The sequence below is a fragment of the Koromonas humicola genome (genome assembly GCF_059726255.1).
Genome location: NZ_AP040873.1, coordinates 633,872 through 649,755 on the forward strand (window position 1 = coordinate 633,872; position 15,884 = coordinate 649,755).

The 15,884-nt window shown below is 58.9% G+C and carries 14 protein-coding genes; 12 read left to right on the forward strand and 2 right to left on the reverse strand.

The genetic code is table 11. The annotated features are described in order from the left end of the window. The first annotated feature begins 71 nt into the window (after positions 1 to 71). The 12 genes from trpD (at position 72) to AC6IZD_RS02890 (ending at position 13,189) form a co-directional block, all read left to right on the forward strand. A complete protein-coding gene (trpD, locus tag AC6IZD_RS02835) occupies positions 72 to 1,214 on the forward strand; it encodes an anthranilate phosphoribosyltransferase (protein WP_497786166.1) in 1,143 nt (380 codons plus the stop codon). Then, positions 1,211 to 2,026, forward strand: coding sequence for an indole-3-glycerol phosphate synthase TrpC (trpC, locus tag AC6IZD_RS02840; protein ID WP_497786167.1), 816 nt, complete (start codon positions 1,211 to 1,213; stop codon positions 2,024 to 2,026). Before trpD ends, trpC begins: the two co-directional genes overlap by 4 nt. Continuing rightward, positions 2,023 to 2,676, forward strand: coding sequence for a phosphoribosylanthranilate isomerase (locus AC6IZD_RS02845; RefSeq protein ID WP_497786168.1), 654 nt, complete (start codon positions 2,023 to 2,025; stop codon positions 2,674 to 2,676). Before trpC ends, AC6IZD_RS02845 begins: the two co-directional genes overlap by 4 nt. Continuing rightward, positions 2,673 to 3,893, forward strand: coding sequence for a tryptophan synthase subunit beta (gene trpB, locus AC6IZD_RS02850; protein ID WP_497786169.1), 1,221 nt, complete (start codon positions 2,673 to 2,675; stop codon positions 3,891 to 3,893). The genes AC6IZD_RS02845 and trpB overlap by 4 nt, the downstream gene beginning before the upstream one ends. Then, positions 3,890 to 4,693, forward strand: coding sequence for a tryptophan synthase subunit alpha (gene trpA / locus AC6IZD_RS02855; RefSeq protein WP_497786170.1), 804 nt, complete (start codon positions 3,890 to 3,892; stop codon positions 4,691 to 4,693). Before trpB ends, trpA begins: the two co-directional genes overlap by 4 nt. A 4-nt stretch (positions 4,694 to 4,697) precedes the next feature. Continuing rightward, positions 4,698 to 5,762 carry a 3-deoxy-7-phosphoheptulonate synthase gene (gene aroF / locus AC6IZD_RS02860; protein WP_497786171.1) on the forward strand — a complete coding sequence of 355 codons (1,065 nt, stop codon included), beginning with the start codon at positions 4,698 to 4,700 and terminating at the stop codon, positions 5,760 to 5,762. Further along, the gene (locus tag AC6IZD_RS02865) at positions 5,759 to 7,267 is read left to right on the forward strand and encodes an anthranilate synthase component I family protein (RefSeq protein ID WP_497786172.1); all 1,509 of its coding nucleotides are present in this window, start codon (positions 5,759 to 5,761) and stop codon (positions 7,265 to 7,267) included. Before aroF ends, AC6IZD_RS02865 begins: the two co-directional genes overlap by 4 nt. Before the next feature lie 12 nt (positions 7,268 to 7,279). Next, positions 7,280 to 7,867: an anthranilate synthase component II gene (locus AC6IZD_RS02870; protein WP_497786173.1), complete on the forward strand. Its 588-nt coding sequence runs from the start codon at positions 7,280 to 7,282 to the stop codon at positions 7,865 to 7,867. 66 nt (positions 7,868 to 7,933) lie between these two features. Continuing rightward, on the forward strand, positions 7,934 to 8,557 hold the full coding sequence (locus tag AC6IZD_RS02875) for a BON domain-containing protein (protein WP_497786174.1): 624 nt from the start codon (positions 7,934 to 7,936) through the stop codon (positions 8,555 to 8,557). A gap of 304 nt (positions 8,558 to 8,861) precedes the next feature. Beyond that, entirely contained in the window at positions 8,862 to 10,682 is a 1,821-nt protein-coding gene (locus AC6IZD_RS02880; protein ID WP_497786175.1) for a bifunctional lysophospholipid acyltransferase family protein/GNAT family N-acetyltransferase, read from the forward strand. Positions 10,683 to 10,814: 132 nt separating this feature from the next. Continuing rightward, the gene (locus tag AC6IZD_RS02885; RefSeq protein ID WP_497786176.1) at positions 10,815 to 11,675 is read left to right on the forward strand and encodes a CHAD domain-containing protein; all 861 of its coding nucleotides are present in this window, start codon (positions 10,815 to 10,817) and stop codon (positions 11,673 to 11,675) included. Beyond that, positions 11,675 to 13,189 (forward strand): Ppx/GppA phosphatase family protein, encoded by a 1,515-nt coding sequence (locus AC6IZD_RS02890; protein WP_497786177.1) that lies wholly within the window; start codon positions 11,675 to 11,677, stop codon positions 13,187 to 13,189. Before AC6IZD_RS02885 ends, AC6IZD_RS02890 begins: the two co-directional genes overlap by 1 nt. Here AC6IZD_RS02890 and sixA read toward each other — a convergent pair. Then, the gene (sixA, locus tag AC6IZD_RS02895; RefSeq protein ID WP_497786178.1) at positions 13,147 to 13,671 is read right to left on the reverse strand and encodes a phosphohistidine phosphatase SixA; all 525 of its coding nucleotides are present in this window, start codon (positions 13,669 to 13,671) and stop codon (positions 13,147 to 13,149) included. The genes AC6IZD_RS02890 and sixA overlap by 43 nt on opposite strands. Before the next feature lie 26 nt (positions 13,672 to 13,697). Beyond that, positions 13,698 to 15,851 (reverse strand): polyphosphate kinase 1, encoded by a 2,154-nt coding sequence (gene ppk1, locus AC6IZD_RS02900; protein ID WP_497786179.1) that lies wholly within the window; start codon positions 15,849 to 15,851, stop codon positions 13,698 to 13,700. Between the last annotated feature and the right edge of the window lie 33 nt (positions 15,852 to 15,884).

Genomic DNA, 15,884 nt, shown 5'->3' on the forward strand with positions numbered 1-15,884 from the left:
GTGGTCCTACACCGTCGTGTGCCTCTAGTCCGGGCACTTCTTTTTCTGCTCCTCAAAATTCAAAGCAACTAATGCAGCAACGCATTTGCGTATTGCGCAACCTCTTTAGGACGAACTACATGCAAGCAGGCACATCCAATTTATCGGCCACCCCGGCAATGGCTACTCACTCCGGAGACTTTAGTTCCATCGCGCAGTTGCTCCCCACTCTGCTGGCCTCGCGTGACCTCACCCGCTCCCAGGCCGCGCAACTCGTCAATGCAATGCTGGCCGCCGAAACTCCCGATGCGCAAATCGCCGCAGCCTTCGCCCTCCTGGTCGCCAAAGGCGAAACCTCTGATGAGCTAGCTGGATTTGCCGACGCCCTCTACCAACGCGTGCAGCCCATTGCCATCTCAGCCGATGTGCTCGACACAGCTGGAACTGGCGCGAGTCCGGTAAAGACCTTTAACGTTTCCAGCGCCGCATCGTTCGTCATCGCTGCCGCCGGATGCGAGATCGCCAAGCACGGAGCGCGAGCTTCCACCAGCAAATGCGGCAGCGCTGATGTGCTCACCGCCTTGGGCGTGCGAATCGATTGCGCAACGGCCATCGCCGAGCGATGTTTGCGCGAGTTGGGAATCTGCTTCCTGTTCGCGCCGAAATATCACCCTGCGCTCGCCCGTGTTGCTCCCATCCGCCGTGCTATCGGAATTCGCACTACCTTCAATCTTGTCGGTCCCATGGTCAGTCCCGGACGTGCTCAATATCGCCTGCTCGGCGTAGCCGATGAAGCGCGCATGCCGGTCGTTGCCGGAGCTCTCGCCCGCATCGGCGTTACCCGCGCGTGGGTTCTGCGCGGAGGCGATGGACTCGATGAGATCACCACTGCCTGCCCGACGCGCGTTCTCGAAGTTCATGATGGCCTCATTCGCGAGCTGACTTTCTCGCCCGAAGATTTCGGCATCACCTCGCGCCCAACGAGTGAAGCCAAAGCTGCCACCGTCGAGCAGAACGCCGCTACGGTTCGCGCCATTCTCTCTGGACAGCGCCGCGATGTTGCGCGCGACCTCGTTGTGCTCAATGCCGCTGCCGCTCTGCATGTTCGCACCGGAGACGGTCTCCGCGAATGCGCGGAACGCGCCAAACGTGCAATCGACGACGGCTCCGCCTTGCACAAGCTCGAAGCGCTTGTAGCGATGTCTCAATCCTCCTCGGAAGGGGCCGCCCAGTGAGCGCCGAATTCCTCGAACGCGTGATGGACTCCAAGCGCCGCGAGCTCAGCCTGCTCGGCGACGACATTCGCGAGCAGGTCCGCGAAGAAGCCATAGTTACCCGCCGCGACCATACCCCGCGTTTCCGCCGCGAGCTTCTTGCACACCCCACGGCAATCATCGCCGAGTTCAAGCGCCGCTCGCCTTCAGCCGGAGACATTCAGGCCAGCGCCGATCCGGTTGCCGTGGCAGAAATGTACGAACAGGGCGGGGCGGCAGCGATGTCGGTCCTCACCGAGCCCGATCACTTCCACGGCTCACTTGAAGACCTTCGCCGCGTTGCATCCGCCGTATCGCTTCCGCTACTTCGCAAGGATTTCGCCGTCGATCGCCATCAGGTATTTGAAGCTGCCATCGCCGGGGCCGAAGCCATTCTCGTGATCATCGCAGGGCTTTCCGATACCGAAGCGCTGAAGTTGATGGATGCCGCACACTTTGTCCATCTCGATGCGCTCGTCGAAGTTCACACCGCCACGGAATTCCGCCGCGCTGTCGCTCTCGGAGCCACGCTGATCGGAGTGAACAATCGCAATCTCAAGACGCTCACGGTCGATCTCGATACCTCACTCGAACTAGCTGCGCTCGCACCCGCCGACGTGACATTGGTAGCTGAAAGCGGACTTCGCACTCGCGCCGATATCGAACGACTCCAGGCTGCCGGATACAAGGCGTTCCTCATTGGTGAGACGCTCATGCGTTCTGGCGATACGCTTTCGACCCTTCGCCAATTGCAAGGAACGAAGCCACAGGGAATGGAGCAGCAAGCACGATGACTCCAGTCGAGATCAAAATATGCGGCATTACCCGCGTTGATCATACGCTCGAAGCTGTTTCGCTCGGCGCGTCGATGATCGGGCTGAATTTCTATCCGCACAGTCCTCGCTCGATCACCCTCAAGCAGGCGCAGTACATCGCACGCAGCGTGGACGGGCGCGCCAAGCTCGTTGGCGTATTTGTAGACATGAATACATTGGACGTGCTCGACATCGCTCGCGCGGTGCCGCTCGATGCCGTTCAACTTCATGGCAATGAGTCGCCCGCCTGTTGCGAAGCCATCGCCCGTGAGTTTCCGGTGATTCGCGCCCTCAAGGTCGGACGCACGTTCGACGAAAACAGCGCTGCGCAATATTCCGTCTGTCGGGGTCTGCTGCTCGACACTCCCAGTGCTGGGCACGGTGGATCAGGCGAGAACTTCGATTGGAAGCTTGTCCCCTGGGCAAGCCTGCGCGATATTTCAGGTACCAAAAAGTTATTTTTGGCCGGGGGGCTACACGCCGAGAACGTGGCCCAGGCCATTGCCATTGCACAACCCGATGTAGTCGATGTGTGCAGCGGCGTCGAGTCTTCACGAGGAATCAAGAGCATCAGCAGAATGCGCGAATTTGTTGCGGCCGTCCGCGCCGCAGAGAGGCAACAGCAATGAACGATCACGCAGTGTTGGAGAGCCTGCTAGGCACCTCCGGCGAAGGCTACTTCGGGCCCTATGGCGGCCGCTTTGTAGCGGAAACGCTCATCGAACCACTCGATGAACTCACCGCCTCCTTTTCCGAAGCGCGCCGCGACTCCAGCTTTCAGAACGAATTGAGCAGCCTGCTCGCCGAGTTCAGTGGCCGCCCCACGCCGCTTTATTTCGCCGAGCGCCTCACGAAATATGCTGATGGCGCGCGCATCTTGCTCAAGCGCGAAGATCTCTCGCACACTGGTTCGCACAAGATCAACAATGCGCTCGGACAGGTGCTGCTCGCTCGACGCATGGGCAAGCGCCGCATCATTGCCGAGACCGGCGCTGGCCAGCACGGAGTTGCAACGGCCACGGTCTGCGCGCGGTTTGGCCTTGAGTGCATCGTGTACATGGGTGCCGAAGACATGAAGCGACAGGCCCTCAACGTCTTCCGCATGCGCCTGATGGGTGCCGAAGTTCGCGGGGTCGAAGCCGGTTCGAAGACGTTGAAAGATGCCATCAACGAAGCTCTCCGCGATTGGGTCACCAACGTTCGCGACACTTACTACCTGCTCGGCTCCGCTCTCGGCCCGCATCCCTATCCAACAATGGTGCGCGAGTTCCAACGTGTGATCGGCGACGAAGCCCGTGCACAGGTGCTTGATCGTGAAGGTCGTCTCCCCGATGCGGTCGTGGCCTGCGTCGGCGGCGGATCGAACGCCATCGGTGCTTTCACCGCCTTCGTTCAGGACAAAGACGTTCGCCTCATCGGCGTCGAAGCCGGAGGTCGCGGCGAATCCCTCGGCGATCACGCAGCCCGCTTCCACGGCGGACTTCCTGGCGTTCTTCAGGGAACCTACAGCTACGTTCTTCAGGACGAAGACGGCCAGATCGCTGCAACGCACTCGGTCTCTGCCGGACTCGACTATGCCTCGGTCGGTCCCGAGCACGCGCACCTTCGCGAACTGGGCCGCGCCGAATATGTTTCGCAGAATGACCGCGAAGCTCTCGAAGCCTTCGATCTTCTTTCTCGTCAGGAGGGCATCATTCCTGCCCTCGAATCCTCACACGCCGTCGCTTACGCGGTGAAACTCGCCCGCGAGCTCGGTAAGGATAAATTGATGATTGTGAATCTTTCAGGACGCGGCGACAAAGATGTCGATACAGTCGCCAAGCTCAAGGAAGCTGGTGCCGAATGACGACTCGCTTGCAGCAGGCATTCAAGACCCTTCGTGACAGCGGTCGCAAGGGCGTGATCCCTTACATTACCGCCGGAGATCCCGACCTCGACACCACATACGAGTTGCTCGTTTCAATGGCGCGAGGCGGAGCGCCGGCCATCGAACTCGGCGTGCCCTTCAGCGATCCTGCTGCCGACGGCCCCGTCATCCAGCGTGCCTGTGAGCGCGCCCTCGCCCGTGGGGTTAAGCTGCGCGATGTCATCGAAGTCGCCGCCCGTGCGACTCGAGATTCCGGCGTGCCCATCGTGCTCTTCAGCTATCTGAATCCGTTGCTTCGTCACGGCCTCTCTCAAATGGTAGAAGACTGCGCCAACGCCGGATTGGCCGGAGTGCTTGTCACCGATCTTCCAGCCGAGGTCGCACAGGGATTCTCCCAAGGCTTGCAGCATCGCGGACTCGATCTCGTTTCGCTCGTCGCTCCCACCTCGACCACCGAACGCATCGCGCAAATCGCGCAACACGCTACTGGTTTCCTCTACGCCATTTCGGTTACCGGAGTGACCGGGACGCGCCAGCAGTTGAGCGCCGATGCCTCGGCTCTGCTAGGACGAATCCGTAGCGTGACTGATCTTCCGGTTGCGGTTGGCTTTGGTATCAGCAATCCCGAGCAGGCCCGCGAAGCATGGGCGCAGGGCGCGGACGCCGTAATCGTTGGCTCAGCCATCGTTCGCAAAGTTGAAGAATTCGGAGCTCGCGCTCCTCAGGAAGTCGAACGCTTCGTGCGCGAATTACTTGCTGCACAAGCGGTGGAGGCATAGTCTCATGCTTGTATTGATGAATGTAAATGCGACCGAAGAGCAGACACTGGCAGTCTGCAAGAAAGTCGAACAGCTTGGCTATCGTCCGCACCCGCTGCCCGGAGCCACGCGTTGCGCCATCGGGATCACCGGCAACAAAGGCGCGGTCGAGGCAGATGCGCTCAGCGAACTGCCCGGCGTAGCCGAAGTCATCGCCGTGTCGAAGCCCTACAAGCTTGTCAGCCGCGACATGAAGGCCGAAGACACCATCGTTCGCTTTCCGGATTCCGACGCCACCGTAGGCGGCCCCGAAGTCGCCGTTATGGCTGGCCCCTGTTCGGTTGAAAATCGCGATCAGCTCTTCCGTGTTGCTGAAGCGGTGGCCAAGTCCGGCGCTCGCTTCCTGCGCGGAGGCGCATTCAAGCCGCGCACTTCGCCTTATGCTTTCCAGGGAATGGGCGAAGCAGGACTCGAACTGATGGCCGCCGCCCGGGAAGAGTTCGGCTTGCTCGTTGTCACCGAGGCCGTCGATCCCGAATCGCTCGCGCTCGTTGACCAGTATGCCGACATGATTCAGATTGGCGCACGCAACATGCAGAACTTCGCGCTGCTTAAGCTCGCCGGACGCGCTTCCAAGCCCGTGCTGCTCAAGCGCGGCATGGCCGCCACTCTCGACGAGTTGCTGATGGCCGCCGAATACATCATGAGCGAAGGCAACTACAACGTCGTACTTTGCGAGCGCGGCATCCGCACCTTTGCCGACCACACACGCAACACGCTCGATCTCAGCATCATCCCTGCCGCGCGCAAACTCACGCACCTGCCCATCATCGTCGATCCCAGCCACGCCGCCGGTAAGCGCGACAAGGTTGCACCGCTCGCCCGCGCCGGAGTCGCCGTCGGAGCTGACGGTCTCATCGTCGAAGTCCACTGCGAGCCCGAGAAGGCTCTCTCCGACGGTGCGCAGTCACTCTATCCCGATCAGTTCGCCACGATGGTCGCCGACCTTCGCCGCATCGCCGAAGTCGTCGGACGCACCATGTACGATCCTTTGCACGTCGAAGCATCAGCCGAGGTAGCAGTCCGGTGAGCGCCGTCATTTCTGATTTCGCGGATTTCTGCCGACTTGCCGCCTCAGGCGGATTGGTCGCCGTTACCGAAACGGTTTCGGCTGACTTGCTGACGCCGCTATCGGCCTACCTGCGCATTGCGCAATCCGCCGAGCGCTCGTTCCTTCTCGAGTCCGTCGAAGGTGGCGAGCACCTTGCGCGCTACTCCTTCCTCGGAGCCGGTCCGGCGATGGTTGTTCGAACTTGCAATGGCGTAACCACAGTAGAAGACGCGAACGGCAGCCGCCAGGAATCCGGCACTGCGGTCGATGTCCTTCGCCGCGAGTTTGCCAACGGCCATCTCGCTGCCGCCGAAAGCACTGCGCCCATGGCGGGAGGCTGCGTCGGCTATCTCGGCTATGCTGCCTCTGCTTGGTTCGACGGAGCCATGCAGGCGATTCCCGGATCGGGCGACGAGGCGTGCTTCCTTATCTTCCGCACGGTTCTCGCGTTCGATCACGCACGGCAGCAGATCCAGATTCGTACTCTTGCCGAGGTCGCACCCGGCGCGTCCGAATCGGAGCTTCGCGAAAGGTTCAACGAGGCCACGGCTAAAAATCGCGAAGTCGTTCGCAAGCTCAGCGCTGCGGTCGAAATGCCGCTCAAGACTCTCGCCGTCGCTGGTGCGGGGGAAGCCGACTTCCAGTCCAACTTCGCACGCGTTGAGTTTGAGCGCGCCGTCGCCGAAGGCAAAGAATTGATCTTCGCAGGCGAGTGCTTTCAAATCGTGTTGTCGCAGCGGTTTCACCGCAAGACTCGTGCCAACGCCGTTGCACTCTACCGCGCATTGCGTGCCACCAATCCTTCGCCATACATGTTCCTTCTGAATTTCGGACGCTCACCGCAGGGAGGCGAACGCGCTCTCATCGGAGCTTCGCCCGAAATGCTTGTCCGCTGCCGTGATCGCGAACTCACTTATCGGCCCATCGCTGGCACGCGCGTGCGTGGAATCAATGCTGAAGAGGACGCCTCGCTGGCAGAAGAACTTCTCGCCGACGAGAAGGAGCGAGCCGAACACATGATGCTTGTCGACCTCGGACGCAACGATCTTGGCCGAGTCGCGAGCTATGGGACGGTCAAGGTCAATCGCCTCATGACGGTCGAAAAGTATTCGCATGTCCAGCATCTAGTCACCGAACTGAAAGCCGAACTTCGTCCCGAACTCGATCGCTTCGATGCCCTCGGTGCATGTTTTCCCGCCGGAACCGTCACCGGAGCGCCGAAGATCCGAGCCATGCAGGGCATCGCCGATCTCGAACGCGGGCCACGCGAAGCTTATTCGGGAGCAGTGCTCTACGCTGATTATGCCAACAACCTCGATTCCTGCATCACCATCCGTACCATCGAGCTCTCAGGCGATGAAATCAGCGTGCAGGCCGGTGCCGGAATCGTTGCCGACTCGGTTCCCGCCATGGAATGGGAAGAAACCATCAACAAGTCACGTGCGCTGCGCCGTGCCGTAGCCCTGGCTGAAGTCAACGGCTAGCGGAGAGCTTTTATGTTGCTTGTCATCGACAACTACGATTCGTTCACTTACAACTTGGTCCAGTTCCTTGGCGAACTTGGAGCCGAACCTGTCGTTCGGCGCAACGACCAGATTTCGGTCGAGGAAGTCGCCAATGGCGGCTATCGGGGAGTGGTTATATCTCCTGGCCCCGGCGTGCCTGCCGACGCCGGTATTTCGCTTGATGTAATCCGGCAGCTCGGAGGACGGCTGCCCATTCTAGGTGTCTGCCTCGGGCATCAGGCCATCGGAGAGGCTTTCGGAGGCCGCATCGTTCGCGCTCCGCAGCCCATTCACGGAAAGAGCAGCCGAGTAAAACATGATGGCCGTGGCATATTTGCCGGAGTTCAGGACCGCCTTGAGGTTGCACGTTATCACTCGCTTGTCATCGAGCCCGAAACCTGCCCCTCCGAGCTTGAAATCACAGCCCAAACCTCCGAGGGCATCATCATGGGCGTGCGTCACCGCTCGTTGCCCATTGAGGGCGTGCAGTTCCATCCCGAATCTGTCCTCACCAGCAATGGCATGCAGATTCTTTCCAATTTCGTACAGTTATGCGGTCGTGCCCCCGTTTTGGCATGAATTGATACATCTTTCCTCATTGAATAGCGTTCTATCTAGCAGGGTAAGAAGGAGATAGAACGCTATATGAACAACGGAAAGCTGTGTTTCCTCGCTGTTGCGCTCATGCTGGCAATTCCGGCCTTTGCTGGCCAGCACAAGGATGCAGCGCCCGCCGATGTCACTCCTCAGACTTCGGCGCAGAGCTCGGATGCCATTCCAGCCTTACCGATACACAAGCCTAAAAATCAGCCTGCAAATGAAGAGGACCGCATCGCGCGCGAAGTCCGTCATGAACTGGTCATGCAGCCGTACTACACCATTTGGGACTGGCTCGCCTTCCGCGTGAACGGCAACACCGTTGAGCTGCTCGGCGATGCGAATAGCAACGGGCTTCATGGCGACGCCGTCAGCAGTGTGAAGCACATCGAAGGCGTCGAGAAGGTCGTAGACCACATTCGCGACCTGCCGCCTTCTCCAATGGACGACCGCATCCGTCGCGATGTCGCACGTTCGATATTCGGTTTTGCTGATTTGTCGCGCTATAGCTGGTCGGCTGTGCCTAGCATCCACATTGTTGTGGACGGCGGACGGGTTCGCCTTGAAGGAGTGGTTGACAGCGAACAGGACAGAAATGCTGTCGGTTTGCGTGCCAACCAGGTTCCGGGCGTATTCCAAGTCACCAACAATCTCCGAGTGGTGAAAAGCTAAACTCACTCGAGTGACACTGCTCTAAGCCCCACGTCCCCGTGGGGCTTTTTGTGTGTAATCACATCAGGACCGCTTCAGTTTTTGCCCTCGGATCTCTTCGCCGATCGTCCCTGTCCCAACGTGGAACTCATAAGTGCTGCGACTCCTTGCGTATCCAGTGTTTTCGGGCTAAGGTCGTTGCCGGTCAGGGTTACAGAGCAACACTTTGGGAATGAAGCTCTTTGCCCTACTGTGAACTGATTCACCAAAGATTTACACTGGATTTATAACCCAGCAAGAGATTGGGCGCAGTATTCAACTCAACATGTATCGCGGCACAATGACTGAAACTACTTCGACACCGTTTGCAAACCTCGGGAAGAAAATCCCATGGGCGCGTCCGTTTCTCCCTCTTCGTCGTCTCGATCGCATCTATGCCGGAGCGCTTGCGCGCCCTGATGGCACGCTTTTCGATAACATCCTGCGCGAGATGCAGGTCGAGTACACCGTTAATGATGCAGACCTTAAGCGCGTGCCGACCTCAGGTCCGGCCGTCGTCTTTGCCAATCATCCTTATGGCATGCTCGATGGCCTGCTGATGGGTTCGCTGTTTTTGCGAATCCGCCCTGATGTCAAGATTCTTGCCAATCAGCTCCTTGGGTGCCTCGAAGGACTAGCGCCGCACTTCATCATGGTTGATAACATGATGGGCGAAGGCCACGATTCCGCCAATCGCCGCGGCATCCGCGAAGCGCTCGACTGGCTCCGCCAGGGGCACATGCTGGTTGTCTTTCCCGCCGGAGAAGTCGCTTCCTGGAGCCGTCACCATCGTCGCGTGCTTGACCCACAGTGGAACCGCAACATGGCACGTATCGCGCGCATGGCCAATGCCACGAGTGTTCCGTGCTACATCTCCGGCAAGAACAGCGTAGGCTTCCACCTCGCTGGCATGATCAACCCGCGCCTGCGCACTCTTTTCCTGCCTCACGAGTTGATCAACAAGCGAGGGCGTCGCGTCGAAATCCGTCTTGGCGCACCGGTCGAGGCCGAAACGCTGAAGGCCGTTCACGACGATGACAAAGCCATCGACCTGTTGCGTTGGAACAATTCATTGCTCTCCCTTCGCGACCGCATTGGCTCGCCGCGAACACGCTTCTTCCCGCCACGTTGGCAGCCAAAGCACGCTGTAGCTCCTGCGCAGGACCCGGAAGTGCTTCGACGCGAACTGGCCTCGCTTCCGGCGGAGTCCCTGCTCGTAAGTGCAGGCAAGATGAGTGTTTATGCCCTCAGCTCTCGTCAGGCCCCGCATATCGTTCGCGAACTCGGACGCCTGCGCGAACTCACATTCCGCGCTTCGGGTGAGGGAACGGGCAAGTCGCGCGACCTCGATCGTTTCGACGTCTACTACACTCACCTCGTTCTCTGGAACGAAGAGCGGCAGGAAATCGCCGGAGCCTATCGCATCTGCAACGTGCAGGACGTTGTCCGCCGTTACGGAATGCGTGGCCTCTACACGGCAACTTTGTTCCGTTTCAAGCCGCAGTTTTTCGCCAAAGTCGGACCCGCCATGGAGCTTGGACGCTCATTCGTAGCGCTCGACTACCAGCGCCAGTACGCGCCGCTGCTCATTCTCTGGAAGGGCATCGGTTCCTGGGTCGTTCGTCATCCTGAGACCCCGATTTTGTTCGGAGCTGTCAGCATCAGCGCCGACTACACTCCAGCCTCGCGTGAAGTGCTCACCAGCTATCTGAGCGCGCATTCAGTCGATGCGGAGCTGCTCAAGATGTTGCGGCCCAAGAATCCGCCGCGTTCTGCTGCTGAAGACGTGCACGAGCCAGAAATGTTCGCCCGCGTCTACTCTCTCGACGACATTTCCGACTGGGTCAGCATGTTTGAAAGCGACGGCAAGGGCGTTCCGATTCTCATCAAGCACTACATGAAGCTCGGCGGCAAATTCCTCGGCTTCAACGTCGACGCCAAGTTCTCCAACGTCCTCGACGGATTGCTCATGGTGGATCTGCGCCACGCGAAGCCCGACCTCCTGGCTCGATACTTCGGCAAGGAAGGGTCCGTTGAGTTCCTGCGCATTCACAACGCGCTTCCCGAGCAGAAAGCTGAGGAGCCGGAGCCAGCGCTGGTTCAATAAGTTCTTGCTTTTCTGTGGTACTGTCAGGGCCCATGTTCGCCGCCAGAAATACTCGCGCGGCTGGCATGGGATCTTTTTTGCCCGCCGCTGACGTTGCCGCCGTCCATCGGATTGCGGTATCGTTTTCTCCCTATGGCGGCGAAAGGCGCGACCCAGTTGACTCCCGCTGCACTCTCGGTCGGGCTGCTCACCTTGCTCGACAAAGTCCCTGACCGTGCGAGCGTCAAGAATGTTCATCGCCTCCGCACCACCGTGCGTCGCCTGGAAGCGCAGCTCGAGAACTGCCCCAAGAAAGTCGCCAAAACACTGAAAACTCTGCGCAAGAAAGCCGGGAAGGTACGCGACATTGACGTGCATCTCGGCATACTCGAAACCCCGCTCCTGCCCAAAAAGCAAAGCCGCAATGCGCACAGCGCCAACTCCGATCACGATTTGAAGCTGCAGCAGAAGCTTTGTCGAGTTCTCACTTCAGATCGCAAGCGCCAGTCCCGCTCGTTGCGCCAGCATGTTTTCGACTCTGCGCAATTGATGCGTAAGAAGCTCCCTTCGCTGGCCGATAAAGCCTCGCAGAATGAGCCCACTTTGCAGAATGCTCAGCAACTCTGCGCACGTGCACGGAAGCAATTCCTTCAGTGGACGCATACTGTTCCCAGCGATGAAGCTCGTCTTCACCGACTTCGCATCAATACAAAGATGTTGCGATATTCGCTGGAACCCATGGAGCAGTTCGAAGAGGCATCTGAACTGGCGGAGAAATTCAAACAGGTGCAGGATGCAATCGGCGTGTGGCACGACTGGTCCACACTTCAGCAGATCGCCGCACAGGAGCTGAAGAAATCCGCCGATTCAGAACGTCTCCACGCAGCGCTTCAAGCTGGCACCCGCCGCGAATACCGCAAGGCTCTGCGGGTGACTGAGCACCTGCATGCAGAGCTAGCTCGTCCGGCGCAGCCCGCAGCTCGAACCCTCAAACTAGTGCGTAAGGCGAGCTGATGGCGATCCTGGCCGCCGTAGATATCGGCGCAAACTCCGTTCGTCTCAAGATCGCACGCGTCGTGCGCAAGCACCTCCAGGTGCTGCACGAGGATCGTGAAGTCGTCCGTCTTGGTGAAGCAGTGTTCCGCGGCGGAGCCCTGGACCCTGCGGCTATGGAACAGACCGTGCGCGTTCTCCGCCGCTTCCGCAAAGCTACACAATCCCACGGAGCCACCCAGGTGCGAGTGGTCGCCACCAGCGCCCTTCGCGACGCCAATAACGGACAGGCATTTATTCAGTGGGTTCGCGCCGCAACCGGGTGGCGCGTCGAGGTTGTGAGTGGTGTTGAAGAAGGACGCCTGATTCACCTCGGCGTCATGGCCAACACCCGAATCAGTTCCGGACGCGTTCTGCTCATTGATCTTGGCGGCGGTAGCTGCGAACTCATCGTCTCCTACAAGGGCCAGATCGAGCACATCTACAGCCTGCCCCTCGGAGCCGTGCGCCTCACGCGCGAATTTCTCAAGCACGATCCTCCGACAGAAACCGAACTCGATCAGATGCGAAGCTACATCGGCGAAGAGGTGCGTCGTGTTTGCCACATTCTCACCGAGCACAAGATCAATACGACAATCGCCACCTCCGGCACGCCTGCCGCGTTAAGCGACTTGTGGGCAGCCAGCGAAGGTTCCGCAACCAGTGCCGTGCCGCGCGCGGGTTTGTTGCGCCTCACCAAGAAACTCTCGGCCTTGGATGTCGAGAGGCGCCGCGCTTTGAAGGGCATTGGCATTCGCCGAGCTGAGATTATCGTAGCCGGAGCCCACGTCTTCTCCGAACTGTTCACGCAACTCGATCTCACCAGCTTCCGCTATCTGCCCTATGGATTACGCGATGGCGTCCTCGCCCAAATGGCGGCAGAGGTCGAAGACATCGGGCTCAGCAAGCAAATGGAAAGTGAACGTCAGAACTCGATCATGAATTTTGCCGCTCATTACCAGATCGATCTTCGCTTTGCTCAACACGTTGCTGAGCACGTGCAGCGCTTCTTCAAGGTTCTTGCGCCTGTCCACCACCTGCCGCCCGAATATGCAAGCCTGGTCAACGCCGCGGCTATGCTGCACGAGGTTGGCTCCTTTATCAGCCGCGCAGGACGCCGCCGACACGCGTTCTATATCCTGAGCCATTCCGAACTCCTGGGCTTCACCGTGCGCCAACGACGCTTCATCGCAGCGATTGCGCGGTTTCTCGGCAAATCCAAAATCACGCCGACCAGTCCTGCCGTGCGCGTGCTTGCGCCTGTCGATCGGCTGCTACTTCCTCAAGCTGTGATGTTGTTGCGTTTGGCTCGCGCGGTAGAGCAGGGAAGACGTTCCGCCGTTGTAAGCTTTCGTGCACGCATCGAACCGAAGACAGTACGGCTCACACTTATCACCCGCGCCACCGGAGCCGAGTTGGAACTGTGGGCCTTAGAGCGCGAAGCCAACCAGTTTCAGGAAGCCTTTGGCCGCGCATTGGTCTGCGTAGAACTGTAGGCGGCTTTTAGCAGGCGCGGTGTCACTATCCAGCTCAGCACGCTGCGCTTCGGACCCATCTCCACCCGGGCGACGCTGCCTTTTTTCATTTCGATCGCTTTCTGGTTCGTGCCATTCGTCACCAAAAGCGACAGAAATTGGCTGAAGTTCGGATTGTGTCCCACCACCATCACGGCTTCCAGATCCCTGATCTGCATCAGCAATTGCCGAAAGCGATCGAAGTCTGCTGCAGGCGACAGCGCCGGAGTTCGCTCGATTCGCTGGTCGTAATAAATCTCGTTTCCTACAAATGCTGCCGTCTGCATCGCGCGCTTCAGCGGACTCGACAGTATCAGGTCCACATGCGTATCCAGCGCACTCAGGAACCGCCCTACGTACCTGCACTGCTCGATGCCTTCTTTGTCGAGTGGGCGTTTCGAGTCCTGTACTGGATTCGTGCGCTTCTGTCCTGCATTTGCGTGACGCAAAAAATAGACAATCATCGATCTATCCCAGCCTGTCCTGTTTTTTAACGATGCACGACCCTAGCCCGTGGTCTCGAGATTCTTCGAGGCGGTCTCACCGGAACGTTGGGGATTGCCGAGAGGTCGCGCTTACCTTCAGCCACATCAATCAAGAAATCTTGCGCGCTGAACGGTGCAGCCTTAGTCTTTGGATGCAGTTGTTCGTAGCTTCCCCCGCGCTGCAGAATCCGTGCCTTTACGTTGTCTGCCAGGTACGCCTCCAGAATTTCATGGCGCACTCGGTCTCGCAGCAGTGGATCGCGAAGCGGAAAGACGACCTCGACGCGCTCGTACAAGTTTCGCGGCATCCAGTCGGCGCTCCCAAGATAGATCTCTTCCTCACCGCCGTTCTGAAAGTAATAGATGCGGCTGTGTTCCAGGAAGCGGCCTACGATGCTGCGAACCCTGATGCGATCGCTTACTCCGCGAATCCCTGGGTTCAGCGAACAGATGCCGCGCACGATCAAATCGATCTGTACGCCCGCCTGCGATGCCCGATACAACTCCTGCACTACGCTTTTGTCGAGCAGCGAATTGACCTTCGCGATGATCCTCGCCGGTTTTCCCGCCTTCGCATTGTCGGCTTCGCGTGCAATTAGGTTCGCCACCCTTTCGGCCAAATCCACTGGAGCCACCAGCAGCGGGTTGTAGTTTGGTTGTTCCGAGTAAGCCGTCAGGAAGTTGAAAACATTGTGCACGGCAAACGTGATGTCCGGACTAGCCGTCATCAGACTCATGTCCGTGTAGAACGCCGCTGTCGTTGGGTTGTAGTTCCCCGTCCCCAAATGGCAGTACCGCCGCATCACGCCATCTGGATCCTTACGTACAACCAGCGTCAACTTGCAGTGCGTCTTCAGCCCTACGAGGCCGTGAAATACTTGCACGCCCGCATCTTCCAGTTCGCGCGCCCACTTGATGTTCGAGGCTTCATCGAACCGCGCTTTCACCTCGACTACAGTAGTCACTTCCTTCGTAGCAGCCGCCCTAATCAGCGCTTCGATGATGGGCGAGTTCGAATTCGTGCGATACAGCGTCTGTTTTATCGAGAGCACCGCAGGGTCTTCGGCCGCTGCTTCGATAAACGAAACCACCGTGTCGTAGTTGTCGAAAGGATGATGCAGCAGCACATCTCTTTGTCGCAGTGCACCCCAGATGTCTCGCGTTCCTTTGGGCAGCGACCATTCTTTCGGCTGGAACGGCTTGAACTTCAGATCCGGGCGATTCACGCTCGTGTATAGGTCCATCAGGCGCGACAGATTCACCGGCCCCGGTGTGCGATATACCTGCCAGTCTTGCAACTCAAACACTGTCTGCAATCTCGAAACGATATCCGCACTTGCATCCGAGTCAATCTCCAGCCGTACAGCGTCTCCCTTGCGCCGGTTGTGCAACTCCGTGCGCACCGACTCCAGCACCGATCTCGATTCCTCTTCCTGCAAGTACAGATTGCTGTTGCGCGTAATGCGGAACGCACCTTCGCTCAGAATCTCGTATCCCCTGTACATGCGTCCGGCGTGCAACGCAACCAGATCGGCAAGCGGAATAAAAGAATCGCCACGCGAATCCGGCAGTCGCACCAGTCGCGGCAAACTTCGTGGCACTGTGACTACGCCCATGTAGTTCGGAGCATTTGCCCGTGAGCGGCGTCTGCGTCTCAGCAGCAATGCTTGGCACAGCGCTTTGTGAATCACACGTGGGAAAGGATGCGCCGGATCGACCGTCACTGGCGTTAGCAGGGCGTCCAGTTCGTTCCGGCAGTACTCATCTACGGCATCGCGTTGCGTGTCGTTCAGGTCGCCCAGTGAATGGACCCGGATGCGATTTTCGGCCAGTGCCGGAAGCAGTTTCTCATTCCAGCACTCATACTGTTCGCGTACAAAATCGTGGGTCGCCCCCACCAAGAGCTGCTGCTCGTCTGCCGGAGTTAACCCGTCCGGACCGGGCTCGACCAGCCCCTCTTCCAAGTGTTGCAGCAATCCTGCAATGCGAATTTCGAAGAATTCGTCCAGGTTGCTGGCCGTGATTGCCAGGAACTTAAGGCGTTCCAGCAGGGGATTGCTTTCGTCCTCAGCTTCGGCCAGTACGCGCCGATTAAAGGCGAGCCATGACAAGCTCCGATTCAGGTAAAACTCCGGATTCGCGAGCGAACGGGGCGGCATAGCCAATCAGTGTACTGCGTTCCCGCCAACCGA

Coding starts and splice junctions, on each gene's coding strand:
- AC6IZD_RS02875 (WP_497786174.1), top strand. CDS start 7,934: ATGAACAACGGAAAGCTGTGTTTCCTCGCTGTTGCGCTCATGCTGGCA.
- aroF (WP_497786171.1), top strand. CDS start 4,698: ATGCTTGTATTGATGAATGTAAATGCGACCGAAGAGCAGACACTGGCA.
- sixA (WP_497786178.1), bottom strand. CDS start 13,671: ATGATTGTCTATTTTTTGCGTCACGCAAATGCAGGACAGAAGCGCACG.
- AC6IZD_RS02845 (WP_497786168.1), top strand. CDS start 2,023: ATGACTCCAGTCGAGATCAAAATATGCGGCATTACCCGCGTTGATCAT.
- AC6IZD_RS02880 (WP_497786175.1), top strand. CDS start 8,862: ATGTATCGCGGCACAATGACTGAAACTACTTCGACACCGTTTGCAAAC.
- ppk1 (WP_497786179.1), bottom strand. CDS start 15,851: ATGCCGCCCCGTTCGCTCGCGAATCCGGAGTTTTACCTGAATCGGAGC.
- trpD (WP_497786166.1), top strand. CDS start 72: ATGCAGCAACGCATTTGCGTATTGCGCAACCTCTTTAGGACGAACTAC.
- AC6IZD_RS02890 (WP_497786177.1), top strand. CDS start 11,675: ATGGCGATCCTGGCCGCCGTAGATATCGGCGCAAACTCCGTTCGTCTC.
- trpA (WP_497786170.1), top strand. CDS start 3,890: ATGACGACTCGCTTGCAGCAGGCATTCAAGACCCTTCGTGACAGCGGT.
- AC6IZD_RS02870 (WP_497786173.1), top strand. CDS start 7,280: ATGTTGCTTGTCATCGACAACTACGATTCGTTCACTTACAACTTGGTC.
- trpB (WP_497786169.1), top strand. CDS start 2,673: ATGAACGATCACGCAGTGTTGGAGAGCCTGCTAGGCACCTCCGGCGAA.
- AC6IZD_RS02885 (WP_497786176.1), top strand. CDS start 10,815: ATGGCGGCGAAAGGCGCGACCCAGTTGACTCCCGCTGCACTCTCGGTC.